The 13,911-nt window shown below is 71.3% G+C and carries 17 protein-coding genes and 1 pseudogene; 6 read left to right on the top strand and 12 right to left on the bottom strand.

The window, feature by feature from the left end; translation table 11 throughout:
• Positions 1-821 precede the first annotated feature (821 nt).
• The 3 genes from ACF0H8_RS18275 (at position 822) to ACF0H8_RS18285 (ending at position 3,018) form a co-directional block, all read left to right on the top strand.
• On the top strand, positions 822-1,412 hold the full coding sequence (locus tag ACF0H8_RS18275; protein WP_395290287.1) for a pyridoxamine 5'-phosphate oxidase family protein: 591 nt from the start codon (positions 822-824) through the stop codon (positions 1,410-1,412).
• Positions 1,413-2,000: 588 nt separating this feature from the next.
• On the top strand, positions 2,001-2,450 hold the full coding sequence (locus ACF0H8_RS18280; RefSeq protein WP_395290288.1) for an ATP-binding protein: 450 nt from the start codon (positions 2,001-2,003) through the stop codon (positions 2,448-2,450).
• Between the two features lie 334 nt (positions 2,451-2,784).
• Positions 2,785-3,018, top strand: a complete 234-nt coding sequence (locus ACF0H8_RS18285) for a hypothetical protein (protein WP_395290289.1) — start codon at positions 2,785-2,787, stop codon at positions 3,016-3,018.
• Positions 3,019-3,849: 831 nt separating this feature from the next.
• On the opposite strand, the gene ACF0H8_RS18290 is transcribed toward ACF0H8_RS18285, so the two are convergent.
• The 3 genes from ACF0H8_RS18290 to ACF0H8_RS18300 all read right to left on the bottom strand — a co-directional run bounded on the left by ACF0H8_RS18290 (position 3,850) and on the right by ACF0H8_RS18300 (position 4,749).
• Positions 3,850-4,080 (bottom strand): hypothetical protein, encoded by a 231-nt coding sequence (locus ACF0H8_RS18290; protein ID WP_395290290.1) that lies wholly within the window; start codon positions 4,078-4,080, stop codon positions 3,850-3,852.
• Positions 4,081-4,330: 250 nt separating this feature from the next.
• Positions 4,331-4,543 carry a hypothetical protein gene (locus ACF0H8_RS18295; protein WP_395290291.1) on the bottom strand — a complete coding sequence of 71 codons (213 nt, stop codon included), beginning with the start codon at positions 4,541-4,543 and terminating at the stop codon, positions 4,331-4,333.
• Positions 4,540-4,749: a hypothetical protein gene (locus ACF0H8_RS18300; protein WP_395290292.1), complete on the bottom strand. Its 210-nt coding sequence runs from the start codon at positions 4,747-4,749 to the stop codon at positions 4,540-4,542. The genes ACF0H8_RS18295 and ACF0H8_RS18300 overlap by 4 nt, the downstream gene beginning before the upstream one ends.
• Before the next feature lie 562 nt (positions 4,750-5,311).
• Here ACF0H8_RS18300 and ACF0H8_RS18305 point away from each other — a divergent pair.
• Both ACF0H8_RS18305 and ACF0H8_RS18310 read left to right on the top strand, forming a co-directional pair.
• Positions 5,312-5,743, top strand: a complete 432-nt coding sequence (locus ACF0H8_RS18305) for an STAS domain-containing protein (protein ID WP_395290293.1) — start codon at positions 5,312-5,314, stop codon at positions 5,741-5,743.
• 193 nt (positions 5,744-5,936) lie between these two features.
• Entirely contained in the window at positions 5,937-6,239 is a 303-nt protein-coding gene (locus ACF0H8_RS18310) for a DUF4193 domain-containing protein (protein ID WP_395290294.1), read from the top strand.
• A 39-nt stretch (positions 6,240-6,278) separates the two neighbouring features.
• Here ACF0H8_RS18310 and ACF0H8_RS18315 read toward each other — a convergent pair whose 3' ends face one another.
• The 6 genes and pseudogenes from ACF0H8_RS18315 to ACF0H8_RS18340 all read right to left on the bottom strand — a co-directional run.
• Positions 6,279-6,551, bottom strand: a complete 273-nt coding sequence (locus ACF0H8_RS18315) for a hypothetical protein (protein ID WP_395290295.1) — start codon at positions 6,549-6,551, stop codon at positions 6,279-6,281.
• 207 nt (positions 6,552-6,758) lie between these two features.
• Positions 6,759-7,028 carry an SDR family NAD(P)-dependent oxidoreductase gene (locus tag ACF0H8_RS18320; RefSeq protein WP_395290296.1) on the bottom strand — a complete coding sequence of 90 codons (270 nt, stop codon included), beginning with the start codon at positions 7,026-7,028 and terminating at the stop codon, positions 6,759-6,761.
• Positions 6,980-7,531, bottom strand: a complete 552-nt coding sequence (locus tag ACF0H8_RS18325) for an SDR family NAD(P)-dependent oxidoreductase (protein ID WP_395290297.1) — start codon at positions 7,529-7,531, stop codon at positions 6,980-6,982. Before ACF0H8_RS18325 ends, ACF0H8_RS18320 begins: the two co-directional genes overlap by 49 nt.
• A gap of 158 nt (positions 7,532-7,689) precedes the next feature.
• Entirely contained in the window at positions 7,690-8,922 is a 1,233-nt protein-coding gene (locus tag ACF0H8_RS18330) for a glycosyltransferase (RefSeq protein WP_395290298.1), read from the bottom strand.
• A 104-nt stretch (positions 8,923-9,026) separates the two neighbouring features.
• A complete protein-coding gene (locus tag ACF0H8_RS18335) occupies positions 9,027-9,266 on the bottom strand; it encodes a hypothetical protein (RefSeq protein ID WP_395290947.1) in 240 nt (79 codons plus the stop codon).
• Between the two features lie 143 nt (positions 9,267-9,409).
• A pseudogene (locus ACF0H8_RS18340) lies at positions 9,410-9,631 on the bottom strand (DNA/RNA non-specific endonuclease); the annotation flags it as partial.
• Between the two features lie 967 nt (positions 9,632-10,598).
• Between ACF0H8_RS18340 and ACF0H8_RS18345 the strand changes: the two are divergent.
• Positions 10,599-10,784 carry a hypothetical protein gene (locus tag ACF0H8_RS18345; RefSeq protein WP_395290299.1) on the top strand — a complete coding sequence of 62 codons (186 nt, stop codon included), beginning with the start codon at positions 10,599-10,601 and terminating at the stop codon, positions 10,782-10,784.
• Between the two features lie 282 nt (positions 10,785-11,066).
• On the opposite strand, the gene ACF0H8_RS18350 is transcribed toward ACF0H8_RS18345, so the two are convergent.
• The 3 genes from ACF0H8_RS18350 to ACF0H8_RS18360 all read right to left on the bottom strand — a co-directional run bounded on the left by ACF0H8_RS18350 (position 11,067) and on the right by ACF0H8_RS18360 (position 13,908).
• Complete coding sequence (locus ACF0H8_RS18350) at positions 11,067-12,449, bottom strand: IS1380 family transposase (RefSeq protein WP_395288225.1); 1,383 nt, start codon at positions 12,447-12,449, stop codon at positions 11,067-11,069.
• Between the two features lie 360 nt (positions 12,450-12,809).
• Positions 12,810-13,052, bottom strand: a complete 243-nt coding sequence (locus ACF0H8_RS18355; RefSeq protein WP_395290300.1) for a DUF4242 domain-containing protein — start codon at positions 13,050-13,052, stop codon at positions 12,810-12,812.
• 196 nt (positions 13,053-13,248) lie between these two features.
• Positions 13,249-13,908 (bottom strand): thiamine phosphate synthase, encoded by a 660-nt coding sequence (locus tag ACF0H8_RS18360; RefSeq protein WP_395290301.1) that lies wholly within the window; start codon positions 13,906-13,908, stop codon positions 13,249-13,251.
• Between the last annotated feature and the right edge of the window lie 3 nt (positions 13,909-13,911).

Below are 13,911 nucleotides of genomic sequence, written 5' to 3' on the forward strand. Positions count from 1 at the left end.
CGATCCGCGGCCCTGCACACAGCTCCGTCATGGCTGCCCCCGTCTTCAGACTGTCGGCAGCCCAGCAGCGATCCCAGGAGCCGACATTGCCATCGCGGGATCCGACTCCATCACGCAGCCCCGACCGCGCGGCCCGGCGGACTGGGTGAAGGCAGGATGCAAATTGAGCATTAGGGGGTGAAGGGAGGGGTGACGGGAATTCGTACCCCCGCACGTGACGGGCAGTTCGGCCCGGGCCGCCCGCTCGAGGACCGCCGGTGAGTTTCACCCTGGACACCGGCCGCTTTCACGCCCATTCTGGAAGGGCGAGCAGCATGCCCCCGCTCAACCGTCGGCGCTGACATTGAGGGATCGGTCATGACCTACTCGACGCCGGAGACCGTGGTCTCCGGCGTTCCGTACCGAGTCATCGACGCGAACGAACGGGCGCCTGGCAGCTTGGACGCGTTCGTGGGCCCGGCGACGTTCGTCGTCCAGGGCAAGACTGGACAGCACACCGTCACCGGCGAGGGAACGGCTCGGGGCGACGCCGTCCGCTTCCACCAGATTCAGTCCGCGCCGTCGGCAAGGACGTTCGGGTGTGGCGCATCTACCACGGCCCGGACACCGGGCTGGTCGCCGAGCCGCTCGCCGAGACCGTCTGACGTGCCGATGGAGCGGCCGGCGCGGGCGGGTTCCCATTCTCGGACCCTTGGCCGGTATGGGCCTCCCACCGCGCCCGCACGTGCCCGGGACGTGCCGTTAGCTCGGGCTGCCTAGTTGCGCCGGCTCATGCCCGGCCCCTCACCAGGCGTCAGCAGGCGCGGCGAGGTGAGCCGTCGATGAACACCAATGAGGTGGCGTTGTCCCGCGCTGAGTGCCTGCGGTTGTTGCCCGTCTCCGGGCTGGGCTGGGCCGCATATGTCTGGTCCGGTCGGCCGCAGCTCGTCGCGGTGACCTTCGTCGTCCAGGCCGACGAGATCGTCTTCAGCACCGGCTACGCCGACCACCTGGCCGCCGCCGTGCAGGAGCCGGTGATGACCTTCGGCGTCGAATCGATCGATACCACGACCCGCACGGGGTGGTACGTGACGGTGACCAGTCGGGCGCGACTGATCGGAGACGACCTCGTCAATCCGGGCCTGCCCAGGTCGGAGTCCTGGCTGCCTGCCGGGGGGCACCTGGGCATCGGCCTACCACTCGATGCCGTTTGCGGCCGACGGCTCACCCCCCGGGGCCACGGACCGTTGCCCAGGCGCGGCACCGAGCCCGCTTGGCGAGAGCAATCGAAGCCTTTTCGGGCTTCCCGGGAGGAGGCGACGGCATGGCGTGGCGGCGACTGTACGGACGAGACATCGGCCTGCCGGGACGCGCCGAGGCCCTCAGTAAGCCCACCGACTGGCGCCCGGGAGCACTCGACCGGCTCGGCCTGATCCGGTGGCGCCCCGACCTGGACGTGCCCGTGCTGAGCCCCGTGACGGCCGACCCGACCGCTGCACGGTGGGTCATCATCGAACAGCGCCGGCCGGAGGCTGACCCCCAGTTGCTGGCCGCGGGTCTCTTCACCGACCGCCATCCCCGGCGTGGGAGCAGCTGGTCCGGCACGGCGGTGACCTGATCCTCGCCGTCCAGGACGCCGCCTCAGAGCCGGCAGGCGCGGGTTGGCGCCGGTGGCGGGTGGGGAGGGTGCGCGCCCACGTGCACCGACCCGCACCCTAGCGGCAAGTTCCGTCCCTTCCCCCGCCGGGCTCCGGACCGCTAGCCTCGTCCGCTCCAACCGCCGGTGCCGGCCCCGACGTCCGCGGGCGCCCCGGCCTCGTCCGAGGCCGAAGCCGGTGTGCCAGGCCTCGCGGCCCCAGTGGGCGCCGCAGTGCGCCGGCCGCCGGGCTTGTCAAGACCCGGCGCGCGCCGACCGAGCGAGGCGCCAGTACGCTTGCGGACGCGGCCCACACCCGGCGATCCATCGGAGGTATGTGGGCACGCGTGTCGCGGAGGACGGGCGGTCGTAATAGGAGGAGTTCATGCTCAGCACGCTCAGCGCTCCTCCACAGCAGCGTCCGCCATTGTCGGTCCTACGGCGGGTGGGCACCTGGACGGTGCACGACCCTGAGGACCTGGTTTCGCTTCGTCAGTCCGTTGTGACCGCGGTGCTCAGCTGGCGGGACGCGCACCACCGCAGCCATCCGGCACGCCAGGACCACCTGACGCTCATCGCCACCGAGTTGGCCACAAACGCCCTGAAGTACGGGGCGCCGCCGGTCATCACCTCCCTCTACCGCCAGCACGACGGCTGGCTGATCGACGTCGAAGACGGTCACGCCGACACCGCCCCGCTGCCCTACCCACCCGAACCAGGCCGACCCGGCCGCAACGGCATCCTCATCGTGAGCAAACTCAGTCGGCGCTGGGGCTGGTACGCACACCACGCCGACACAGCCCGCAAACACGTCTGGGCCTGGCTGCGCGACTAAGGAAAGCCGGCACACCCGGAGCCGGTTCGTGCCCGGTCACGTTGCCGTGGTCCAGTGCCCGCAATGGGCTCACGATGCGCGGCGGACCCACGTCGTGGTCCACCCACACCGGCGTGCTCGAGCGTCCGCGGCGAACGGTCGGGTCCACAGCATGGCGAAGGCCACGAGCGCGAACACCTGGAGGCGTACTCGGCGGCGCCGTGCTCGGGCAGGTCCCGCAGCCGCAGCAGCGGGATAACGGGAGGCGCACTCTTGCCCTCCCGTACCAGAGGCGACCGGCTGTAATCGCCAGTACCGTGCGGGGCGTCACGTCACTTACCTGAGGGGAGCGACCATGTCGAGCAACGCCGAGACCGGTGACATCACCGGCACCAAGGACAAGACGTACAACATCATCTGGTTCACTGAGGCGTGCCTGAGCAACGCCCTGCGCCTGGAGACCTATATCGCCGACGCCGAGCGCGACGGTGACACCGAGCTCGCCGAATTTTTCCGCAAGGCGCAGCAGGAGAGCCGCAAGGGAGCCGAGCAGGGGAAGCAGCTCCTCACTCAGCGCCTGAAGGGCTGACCAGAAGCGCCGCGATACCCGGTCGGTCTCATCGCACGGGGTGCACCGGTGACCACAGCCGGGGCGCCACCGGCTCGGCTGAATCCCGGTGGCGCCCCGGCCTGCGCGGCGCGGGAGACGCCGGTGGCTGCGGCCCGCCTCGCCACTGTCCAGGTGGCGTGCCGGGCCGTGCGAGGGGAGGCGGGGAGCGTGACCGGCTGCCGGGTCGCCCGTCGCGCGTACCAGCCGCGCGCACGGGCGGCCTGGCGGTCGAACCATGCCCGTACTGCGGCCGCCAGGAGGAGGCCGAGCAGATGGTCGAGCACGGCCACCTAACCCGGCCGGCCCTCGGCGACCTCGCGGCCGAGGAGGGGTACGAGAGGCTGGTCCCACTCGTGAGCGGCGAGCACCGCCAGCGGTGACAGGACGGGTGAGGAGCTGTCGCCGACCTCGTGACGTAGGTGCCGGTGAGCATGACGGCGGAGCCAGTGGGTCGTTGCCCCTGGTCCGCGCTCCCAGGCCGTGACGTCGACGAGCTCGGCGCCATCGCTGGTGGTGCAACAGAAACCGAAAGGGTCGAACCACTCACTCAGGCCCCAAGGGCCCACACGGCCGCCAACGTCCAGCCCCACCACTCGGAACACACAGCGACGCGGCCCAGGACCATCACCCAGGCCGCGCCACCCCGCCCGGCCCTCCCGAGGCGGGACGCCCACCCGAGACGAGGACACCAGGCAGACGCCCCTACACCCTCCGCCCACCTGGCGACCGGACGCCACCCCTCCGCAGGAGGTCGACGTCCAGGAAGGCGAGCACGCGGGCGAGGTCGTCGCGGGTGTTGCGTCGCGGCGGTCACGAACGGTGCCGGTTCCGCCAACGCGACCAGGCAGCCGAGAGCAGAGCGCCGAGCAGCAGGACCACACCTACGGACAGCAAGATGATCGCGGCCCGGTCGATCACGTCCACCGCTGGCCTGCCCCGACCCATCTCCGCCTCGAACGCCAGGGTGCCGTAACGGAACGACGCGCAGAGAAGGCCCGCCACGATTGCGGCCGTCGAAACCACGAAAAGCCAGAAGGTCACGCGGCCCGCGGATTTCCGCAATTACCGATCACGTTCGGCCATCGGCGCCTCCCATCGTCGGCATGGGGGCTTCGCAGACTCGGTGGGCAGTAAGGACGTCCGGCGTCCTTCGGCGCCGGACTTGCAGGCGGCGAAGGCGGTGAGCCACTCGCGGCGCACGGTCTGTGGCGGCGCGCCATGCCTTGTTGTTCTCGATGACCCGGCGGCGCTTGGGAAGCGCGCCTCCCGACCGAGGGCGGGCTGTCTCCGCTCAGTCGTCGACGAGGCGGACCAAGGGTGACAGGTCGGCAAAGGGCACGCTGCGCTCCATGCGATCCTCAGGCCGGGTGATGATCGCTCGAGTGCCGGTGTCGTCAAGCACGACACCGGTGAGGGTCCACGCGACCGGGTCGCCGAACAGATGGACGGGCTGGCCAAGGGAATAGATGCCGCGGCCGTGGATCGTCACCAGGACGCTGTTCACTGCTGATCCCCCTCTCGGGTGACCCGGAACCCGGCTCGGTTCAGTGCCGCTTCAACGTGTTCGGCGGGCGTCAGGCAGTCCGGGCAGACGATCTCGACCAGGACGTCGCCGTGGAACTTAAAGCTCCAGTTCTGCTTCCCCCGGTAGGGCCGTTGGCAGCGGGCGCACTTGCGGTCACGGAGGGCGGCCAGGCTGAGGGCAGGCATCGGCTACCTCCCAGGTCCGGTGGACCGGGTGACGTGGAAACGCCGTCATCGACGACGATCTCCACTTCAAGTCCGAGCCGCAAGCCCCCCGTCTTCCGGGGCCTGCCCCTCAGGTCCGCCACGCGGCGAGCCCTTCCCCGGTGCTCGGCGCAGCCGGCGACCCGGACGGGGCGGCCCGGGCCCGTCAAGCGACCATCGGCGCGGCGTTGTCATGCGCAGGGCTGCCGCCGGCGGGCGTGCCGGCGACGAGCCGGCTCTTGACACGTGCTGACCGCGCCTCAACGATCGTCGGCAAGGGGAAGGCCCCTCGCCCGACCGGCCGCGTGGACGCCCTCACACGAGTGCCGTGAGTGTGACGACGGGGTCTTCCCGCCAGACCTCGGCCCATGAGCCGGCATGCTCGCCCCTCATCCCGGGTCGGCCGGCCGGGGCCCTTCTCTGCCGTTGCTGACGGCGCCGGCGGAGGCTTACGGTCGGGGCGTCCCGCCCCAGGAAAGCGCGGTGGGCGCCGCAGCCAGCCCTGAGTCACGGCTGTGCCACAACCGGGAGAGGACGCTTCGTCTTGCGCAACCACCACTTCGGCCGGGAGCACACCCCCACACCGCAGAGCGCCGCCGGGTTCGGAGAGGATGACCAGCCGCGGACCGTCTGGGGCAACGACGTCGGGGGGGACGGGCCGGCCCGTCTCGTTGTGTCGGCGGGGCAAACCCGGCTGGTTCTTTCCGGCGAGCTGGACACCTCCTGCGCCGCGGAGCTGGCCGCGGCGGTAAACAAGGCCGTCGAGATCGGGCAGTTCCCGGTGCAGGTCGACGCCCGCCGGGTCACGTTCATGGATTCCTCGGCCCTGTCGATGCTCGCCTACCTCGCACACCGCACCGACAGCCGCTTGGCGATGATCCAGCCCCCGGACCTGGTGCGCTCCCTGCTCGAGGTGACCAGCATCGACGAGGTCGTCGACATCGTCGAACACGATCCCCGGGCACTCCCCCGCTGACAACCCTCGGGGCTTACGACCACAACGCTGGGCGGGCCACGCGCCCATCGTGATCAACTCGCCCGGGCGCTGCCGCCGGCGCAAGAGGAGAACTCCGCACACTCGAACCCATAGCAGGGCTGCAGCGGCCGACCCGCTTGGCCCCCGCCGATCCGACCGAGACCGCACGGCCACATCCAACGGGAGACCCGTCATGGCCATCGACTACGACGCACCGCGCAAGGGCGAAGAGGTCCTCGAGGAAGACTCGATCGAAGGGCTCACCGCCCGTAAGGACGCCAAGAGCACCAGCAAGATCGACGCCGATGACGAGGTAGAGGAAGCGGACGGCTTCGAGCTACCCGGCGCGGACCTGTCCGGCGAGGAGCTCACCGTCAGCATCCTGCCCCGCCAGTCCGACGAGTTCACCTGCCCGAACTGCTTCCTCGTCTACCACCGCAGCCAGCTCGCCTACGAACGCAACGGCCAACCCGTATGCGCCGAGTGCGCCGCCTGACCGACGCCGAGATGGTCCGTGCCGGTCGGCACAACGCCGCTAGGAGGTGCTGCGCAGCAGCCACCGTCCCGCGACGGCACTGCCGGCCAGGAACAGCACGGTTGCCACCCGCCGCCGGGCGGTGCGGCGCCGGCCGTGCCAGCCGCCGGAAACCTCCTGGTGACGCCGCTCGGTTGAGGCGTGATGGAGGTTGCCGCTGGACGGCGGCGCCGGCCGGTGGCGGGACAGATGAGTCTTGTCCACCATCGCCGCCATCATGGCTTCGGTCGCCGCGGGGGCGAGCCGGTGCTGGCGCACCATGGTGCGGGCCATGTTGCCCACCGCGACCTCGCGGCGAGGAGACCGCGCGAGGTTGACGATGCACGCGCCACCCGGGTGCGTACACCCGCGGCATGGCCACCGCCTTGCGGCCGGTGTAGTTGCCTGCGTGGTCGAAGAACGGCGTGTCGATGGTCGCCGGCAGGACGGTGCACACCTTGATCCCCGTCATCCCGGCCAGGCGCAGCTCCGATCGCAGGCTTACCGACAGGGCGCGGATCGCGGCCTTCGACATCGAGTACGCCGCGGTCTACGGCTGGGCACCTCGCCGACGATCGAGGAGACGTTGATCAGCACACCGGCCTCCTGGCGCCGCATCTGCTGCAACGCCGCCTGGGCCCCGTGGACGTATCCCATGACGTTGACGTCGATGACGCGCCGAAAGTCCTCCACCGGCACCCGAAGGAACGGCGCGAAGAAGGTCACCGCCGCGTTGTTGACCCACACGTCGATGCGGCCGAACTCAGCCACCGCACGCTCCGCCAGCGCCTGCACCGACGCGGATCGGTGACGTCGGTCGGCACGGCCAGCGCGCGGGCGCCGCTGCCGGCACTTGTCCACGACGGACCGCAGCACCTCCTCCCGGCGTGCCGCGACGACGGTCCCTGGCTCGCGAAGCGCAGCGCGGTCGCGCGGCCGATGCCGCTCGCCGCTCCGGTGATGACAACGACGGAGCCCCTCACGCGCACGGCGCTCTCCCATCGGGTCGTGCCCTCGCACGGTAGGCGCGAACGCCCGCTCCCGCGCTCGGGCCTCACGGCCGGTGCCCGCCGTAGAACCTTGCGCGGGCCGGCTGGGCTCGCCGTCCCAAAGTTCAGGTCTGGGCGTGGTCCCCGCCTCCACCCAAACCACTGCCGGTGACTTCTGCCGCGTCGGCGACGACGACGGCCACGTCGGCCGAACTGGTGGAACAGCCGCCGCTGACGACGCGCGCCGTTGTCGCGGACGAGTATCTGCTCCAGGCGGTCCTCCACAAGGGACAGGTCCCCGGGCTGGCCGGGGCCGGGCCAACGTGCCCCAGGAGCCTCTCCGGCACGACGGCGGTCTCCTCAGGCCGATGCTGGGACGGCTCGAGCAGCTGCCCGTCGAGGCCCGTCACGGGCCGCCTGCGGGGTCGCGCGCCGCGCGGGCCTCAGAGGCTCTCGATGACGGTGACCGCCTCCTGCGCCGCCCGGGCGAAGTCCACGCGCCGCGCGTAGTGGCGGCAGCGCGCCTGGACGAGCGGGTCGCAGACCAGCCGGTCGAGCACGAGCGCGGCCCGCTCGGCGGTGAACCGCCGCGGGTCCAGCCGTTCGGCGACGCCCAGCGCCCGCAGCCGGTTGGCGTTGTCCGGCTGGTCGTGGGAGAACGGCACGACGAGCTGCGGGATGCCCGCGGCCAGGCCCTGGGCGAGCGTCCCTATCCCGCCGTGGTGCACCACAGCAGCAGCGGGCGGCAGCAGCCGCCCAAGTGGCACCCACTCCAGATGGAGGACGTCATCGGGCAACGTGTCCGGCAGCTGGTGGCGGAACCTGGTGAGCAGGACCGTGCGCCGGCCGCGCAGACGGTTGGCCTTGACGGCTTCCGCGAAGATCCGCCTGCCGTGCACCATGGCGGAACCGAACGTGACGACGACGGGCGGATTCCCGTCGGCCAGGAACTCCTCGGCCTCACGGGACAGCGCAGCACCAGCGGCCCGGTCCTGGACGAACCCGGTCAGCCGGATGTTCGCGGGCCAGTCCGGCTGCGGCGGGGCGAACCAGTGGGGAAACAGGCCCAGTGCGCCGTCCGGAGAGTGGACCCACCTCCCGAGCACCCGCGACACCGGCGGCAGGCCGAGCTCGGCGCGGTATCGGTTCACCGCCGGGCCCACTACCCGGTCCGAGATCCGATCGAGCTGCTTCAGCCGCCAGGAATGAGCACGGACCGGGAGCCGGTCGGATACCTTCATCGGCCCAATCTCGGCATTGTCGTAGGCGCTCAGGAGGCCGGCGGGCTGCAGGTGAAGGGTGACGAGCCGGACGCCGAGCCGCTCCCGCGCGATGCGGGCACCAAAGGCCAGGATGGACGCGACGACCACCACCTCGGTGGTCTCCAGACGGCTCAGGTAGTCGTAGACCGGCCGCATCAGCGGCAGGATGGCCCGCCGCGCGACCATCACCGGCCCCTTCACGGGATGCCACAGGGCAGAGTCATCCATGACGCGGACAAACTGCTCCGTGGTCCCCAGCGCCACCAGCTCCAGGCCGGCACCCTCGACCGGCTCACGGTGGTACGGGCTCGTCAGGACCGTCACCCGGTGCCCACGCGCCCGGAGCGCGGCGCCGAGGGCGACGACCGGCAGCACGTCACCCGCGCTGCCGATCGCAGGGAGAACGACGTGCATAGACGCACCCTCCACCCGGCGCCCTCCGCGCGACCAGCGGCGGGCCCTCCGCCGCCCCCACGGCGGGGCTTCCGCTGCCCGTTCACCGGCCACCGGTCTTGGAATCAGAGGCGGATGTCGCCGGCCGAGAAGAGCTCGACCCACCCGCCGACCGCCAGCGCGCGCACCGCGGTGGCGAGCCGGTCGGCGGGCACGAGCAGACCGAGGTCGAGGCGGCCGGTGAGCTGGGCGACGTCGGCGATCGGGACCTGGAAGGCGCGGAACGGGCCCAGCGGCGGCGGCTCCCTCCAAGGGCGCGACCGGACGCCGGATGCCGCCGAGATGGGGCGTCTGGTCCAGGACATACCCGGGGGCGGCGAGCTCGCCGGCGCCGGCCGCCCACGCCGCGACCTTGTAGAAGCGCAGCGGGATCTGCACGCCGGTACTCCGGGTCGCCCTCATCGAGGACCGGGCCGGTGAACACGCTCAGCCGCCGGTCGTGGACGTCGGCGTGGGACAGGACGTGATCCTCCAGCCCGAGCCAGAGCTCCTTGGACTGGTTGAACTCGGCGGCCTGCGGGGCGGCGTTGGGGTAGACGAAGGCATCCGCGCTGGCCTGCTCGGCCGTCGCCCGATCCCCCCGGACCGGGTCACGCCGGCGCACGCGGTGGCCCCGGTCGAGGTCGTTGTCGGCGTAGAGCTCCGGGCCGGCCTGATCCCGGTCGCGCACGCGCGGTCGAGCCGCCAGTCATCGTCGCGGTCGACCTCCCGTAGCCCGGCACCGTCGATGTTGACCCCGGTGCTCACCGCAAGCCGGCGGCCCGTGTCCAGCAGCACGGTGAAGTGCGTGTAGGGCAGCTCGGTCACCGGGCGAGCAGTCCTCGGCCGGGGCAAGGGCACCTCGACGCCGAGGAAGTCCGACCGGTAGCCATCCATCGCGACCCGGCGGGGCTGCCCTCCGGGATTACCCAGGCGTTCCTGGGTGGTGGGCGCGTCGGTGGTCATGCCTCTCCTCCAGCTCGGCTTCGCGTCGACGGTAGGCGGGTGGCGTGAATAGGAAGTGACGCCGACCTCACATCGAGCAGGCGCAGCAGAGGGGAGGCCGGCCGCGCCGTCGTCCGGCGTGCAGTCTCAGGCAGCCGGGCTCGAGCGGGACGGCCAGACAACAACCCGCCGCGGGGCGGACGCAAACGAACGGTCCCGTCGCTCCTGCGCACGAGAAGCGGATGCGCGGCTCACAGGCCAGCGGTGCGGTACCACCACGGCAAGAAAGTCAACGAGCGCCTCCCGCGCGGGGCGCCACGTCGCCGGGCGCAGGCCTCCGCCTCACGAACCAGGTCCTGCGCTCGAATGTCGTGCAGTTCAAGCCACATTTCCACCAGAGTCTCCCTACCGTGAGCTGGTTCTTGGATGTGATCGAGCCGCCGGTACGGGAGGTCAGGATTCCTCCATCCATTCCAGACGGGCACGTCTTTCGTCATCTCTTCGACGAAGTGCTCGGACTGGTCTCGACGCTAACGCGACAAGCCGACTACCCCGTGAACGCAGCGGTACAGATAGCCCAGCAGGGTGGGAACACGAGACTCAGGAGGGACATCTGGGTGCGCGATTCCGTCAAGGGTGTCCCACATCCTTAGTTCTGGGACACACCTTGAGTGAGACGGCGCTGATGGGGTGCGGAGGATCGAGGGCGTGCGATGCTGGGAGGCGTGGGGATGGACGACGCCAACGAGGGCTCCGAATCCGGCGAATGCTGGGAGCACAAGTGGGTGCTCGAGGGAGCCAGCGTCTCCTCCAAAGGCTCGCAGATGAACTACGTGTGCCGCCGGTGCGGCGCCGTGATGGTCGATGCCAGCGCCGGCGGGGCCGACGACACACCCTGAGCCCGGAGACGGCTCATGGGGCATGGATGACGACAGCGACTGCCCAGAGCACATCTGGGGACTGAGCGCCGCTGTTCTCGCACGCCACGGCTGGCGCGAGTCGTGCATCACCGATGGCTGCACTAGCCTCGGTGTTTCATGCAGCCGGCGGGCGTGGTCCGGTGTGCCGGGTTTGACCGGTTCTGGCCTCGTGGTGGAGGCCGTGGCATTGGAAGGGCCCGGCTGTCGCGCCGGGTGGGCGGGGTTCCGAGGTCCTTTAGGTCGGAGGGGCAGGGTCGGCGGTCAGCCGAAGGCGGTGCGTATCCGGCTCCAGCCGGTGGCGATCGCGGTGGCCCAGCGCCAGGTGGCGTCGATGCGCAGCCGTGTCTGCCGGGCGGCTTTGGTGATGCGGGCGGCGACGTGCAGGACGCGGTAGCGGAAGGCGGCGATCTCGCACCTGGCCAGCGCGGGGTCGCCTGGGAAGGCGATGAGCTTGGTCCAGGCGATCAGGTCGGTGGCCATCAGGACGACCTCGAGCCAGGCGTTGTTCTCGTTCCAGGCCCGGCACGGCAGGTTCCGGAGCCCGGTGGCCTTGGCCTGGCGGATGCGGTCCTCGACGCGGGCGTGCTGACGGTGCCGTAGTTCGAGGCCGGCGATCTGCCCGGGGACGACGCCGGGTGGGGTGTCGGTGAGGAACGCGGTGATCCGCATGCCGTCGACGTCGGTGAAGGTCAGCTGCGCCCCGGGATGGGGCCGTTCCTTGCGCAGGATCAACCGGGAGCCCTCGGGCCAGGCCGTCAGGTCGACGGTGTCGGTGACTTCGGCGACCCAGGCGCCCTCGCGCAGCCCGTCGGTCTCGATGGCCCGGTGCCAGCACCGCTCGGGGATGGCGTCGACGATGTCCTTGATCCGGAAGTCCACGGGGAACCCGAAGGAGAACCCCACCCCCTTCTCGCGGCACGCGGCGGCGAACGTGTGGGTGGCGCCGGCGGAGTCCGACCGGGCCAGCACCCGCGGACCGTCCGCCTCGCCGGGGCGGGGCCGGGCATGCTCGGGCAGCGCGGCCAGCGCCATCTGGAGCACGGCGACGTGGTCGGCGGCAGTGTTCGACCCGGCGTTGCCCTTGCGCAGCAGCCCAGCGAGTGCCTCCCCGCCAGCGATCTCCGGGCGGTCGAGGAAGGCCAGCAGCGGGTGGAATCCGAAGGTGCGCTTCCAGGTCGCGGCGGCGTTCTCCTTCTCCGAGTGCGCGATGGTGATCGTGGCGTCGAAGTCGATCCGCAACTCCTCGGAAAGGTCCGGGCCCGCCCCGGCGGCCCACGCCCGCTCCCGGGCCGCCGCCCGGGCCGCGCGCACCGCGGGCAGGTGGTCGGCGTCGACCCGGTCCAACACCCGCCACACCGTCGGCATCGAGGCCACCGGCCCGAAGACGTCCTGCCGGTCCCCGAGGACGGCGATCCCGCTGATCGCGTCCGCGCCGTCGGCGACCGCGACCGCCAGATCGGTCAGCACCCGCCCCGGCGCGTGCATCGGCACCCCCCGGTAGGTGTCCAGCAGCGCGCCGTCCACCGCCTGGACCAGGCCGGTGTACCCGGCCAGCTCCCGCAGCATCCCCACCCCGGCGTGGGACACGACGCCCTCGCCGTCCGCGCTGACCTTCAACCGTCGCAGCGACCCGTTACGCTTCACCCGGAAAGTGCCTCTCTGGAGCGACTACCTGGACTCTCGACAAGCCCAAGTTTTCCGCACCAGACGGGCACTTTCCGCTATCCCGGCACCGTGTCATCAGCGACCGGCGTGAAAGGCCGAGGCTAGGTGCGCGGTGCGCGGCCGTATGCACAGCCGCCCCACGGCAGGGGCCCGCCGGACGGCACAGCAAACGCCACTTCGAACTGCGCCGGCTGCTCGACGGCGTTACCACCACGGCCGTCGGCCCCTCGACCCAGCCGCTCCCGTCCCGAGGGGCCGCAAACCAATGGCCCCCGCCGTGGATCCGCCTTCCTGCGACGTGCTCATTGCCAAGCCTTCGACCCCTCGGCGGGGGCGGTCTCAGCTGCGCTCCTCGACCACGTAGATCTCATTCGGTCCAGCGCCCGTGGTCTCGACGTGCACACGAGCCGCCGACTCGGCGTCCGGCGCGTCGACGAGGCACTGGACAACCTTGGCATCCCGGCTCACCCAGTACCTGAGGAACCTCACCCCGTGCTGGTCCTGCGCGGCGAGGTCCGCCTGGTGCGCCTCGGCGATCTGCTGGTCGCTCGGCATCTCGCCTTCGAACTTGTGCGTATCCATGAGGAGCGGCATCGAGTCGCCCCCTTCCGTGGTCGATCGACGCTACGCCTGTCGCCCACGCAGCGCCACGGTCACGGTTGACGCCGCGGCCGCGGGCGCCCGCCCACGACGGCTGACAGGCGTCTCGCATCCTTGGCAATGAGACGGCCCGGCGGTGAGACGCCTTCAATGGCCTTCATAGCTCAATAGCGGTTGTTTACTCGCGCTGACTGGCGACAGACGGGCGCCAGATCGACCACGACTGCGGGGATGGTTCAGCTATCCCCGGGCGTCGTGGAGCTCGAGACGCGGAGGAGCCCTGCCGGGGGAACCGGGGACGCCCGACCCCGCGGAGGTGCTGAGGTTCTTCACCCAGCCGCCGCAGTCCCTCAGACGGGCCACGCTTCTTGTCGGCCTGCGGCGTCCCAGAACATCCACTCGTACTGGGCGGCGCGGCGGAACGCCGCGTGCATGCGGCCGGCCGTCGCCTCCCCGGTGTCGGTGGGCGAGCCGGTCGACGATTCTCCGGGCGGTGCGGCTGGACTCGGTGCGCCTCGCGGACGTCCATGTCGCCCTGGCCGACATGGGCGCCGTCGGCCCCGATCGCCTCGACCAGGTCGGCCCGGTCGTTGATAAGCAGGGGCACGCCGGTCCCCGCGAGAGCCGCGCGCACCGCGCGGCCGAGCGCGACGAGCTCGGCGTCGGTGGCGGCGGGGTCGCGCAGCTGGACGGTGGTCACGCCGGCGGCGACGGCGGCCGCGACCGTGGCGGGCACGCCGGCCTCGCCGCACAGGGCGGTGTCGGTGACGAGGTAGAGGGACAGATCGAGCCGGGGGCGGCATGCGGGCGCACGCCGACCCGGCAGGGTGGTGGTCACGAT

The organism is Georgenia sp. AZ-5, assembly GCF_043952095.1.
Lineage (GTDB): Bacteria > Actinomycetota > Actinomycetes > Actinomycetales > Actinomycetaceae > Georgenia.

Excerpts from the sequence above, each read along its gene's own strand:
- ACF0H8_RS18315 (WP_395290295.1), bottom strand. The coding sequence starts at position 6,551 with ATGGCCCGCACCATGGTGCGCCAGCACCGGCTCGCCCCCGCGGCGACC.
- ACF0H8_RS18275 (WP_395290287.1), top strand. The coding sequence starts at position 822 with ATGAACACCAATGAGGTGGCGTTGTCCCGCGCTGAGTGCCTGCGGTTG.
- ACF0H8_RS18345 (WP_395290299.1), top strand. The coding sequence starts at position 10,599 with ATGCTGGGAGGCGTGGGGATGGACGACGCCAACGAGGGCTCCGAATCC.
- ACF0H8_RS18300 (WP_395290292.1), bottom strand. The coding sequence starts at position 4,749 with ATGCCTGCCCTCAGCCTGGCCGCCCTCCGTGACCGCAAGTGCGCCCGC.
- ACF0H8_RS18310 (WP_395290294.1), top strand. The coding sequence starts at position 5,937 with ATGGCCATCGACTACGACGCACCGCGCAAGGGCGAAGAGGTCCTCGAG.
- ACF0H8_RS18285 (WP_395290289.1), top strand. The coding sequence starts at position 2,785 with ATGTCGAGCAACGCCGAGACCGGTGACATCACCGGCACCAAGGACAAG.
- ACF0H8_RS18355 (WP_395290300.1), bottom strand. The coding sequence starts at position 13,052 with ATGGATACGCACAAGTTCGAAGGCGAGATGCCGAGCGACCAGCAGATC.
- ACF0H8_RS18335 (WP_395290947.1), bottom strand. The coding sequence starts at position 9,266 with ATGTCCTGGACCAGACGCCCCATCTCGGCGGCATCCGGCGTCCGGTCG.
- ACF0H8_RS18330 (WP_395290298.1), bottom strand. The coding sequence starts at position 8,922 with ATGCACGTCGTTCTCCCTGCGATCGGCAGCGCGGGTGACGTGCTGCCG.
- ACF0H8_RS18280 (WP_395290288.1), top strand. The coding sequence starts at position 2,001 with ATGCTCAGCACGCTCAGCGCTCCTCCACAGCAGCGTCCGCCATTGTCG.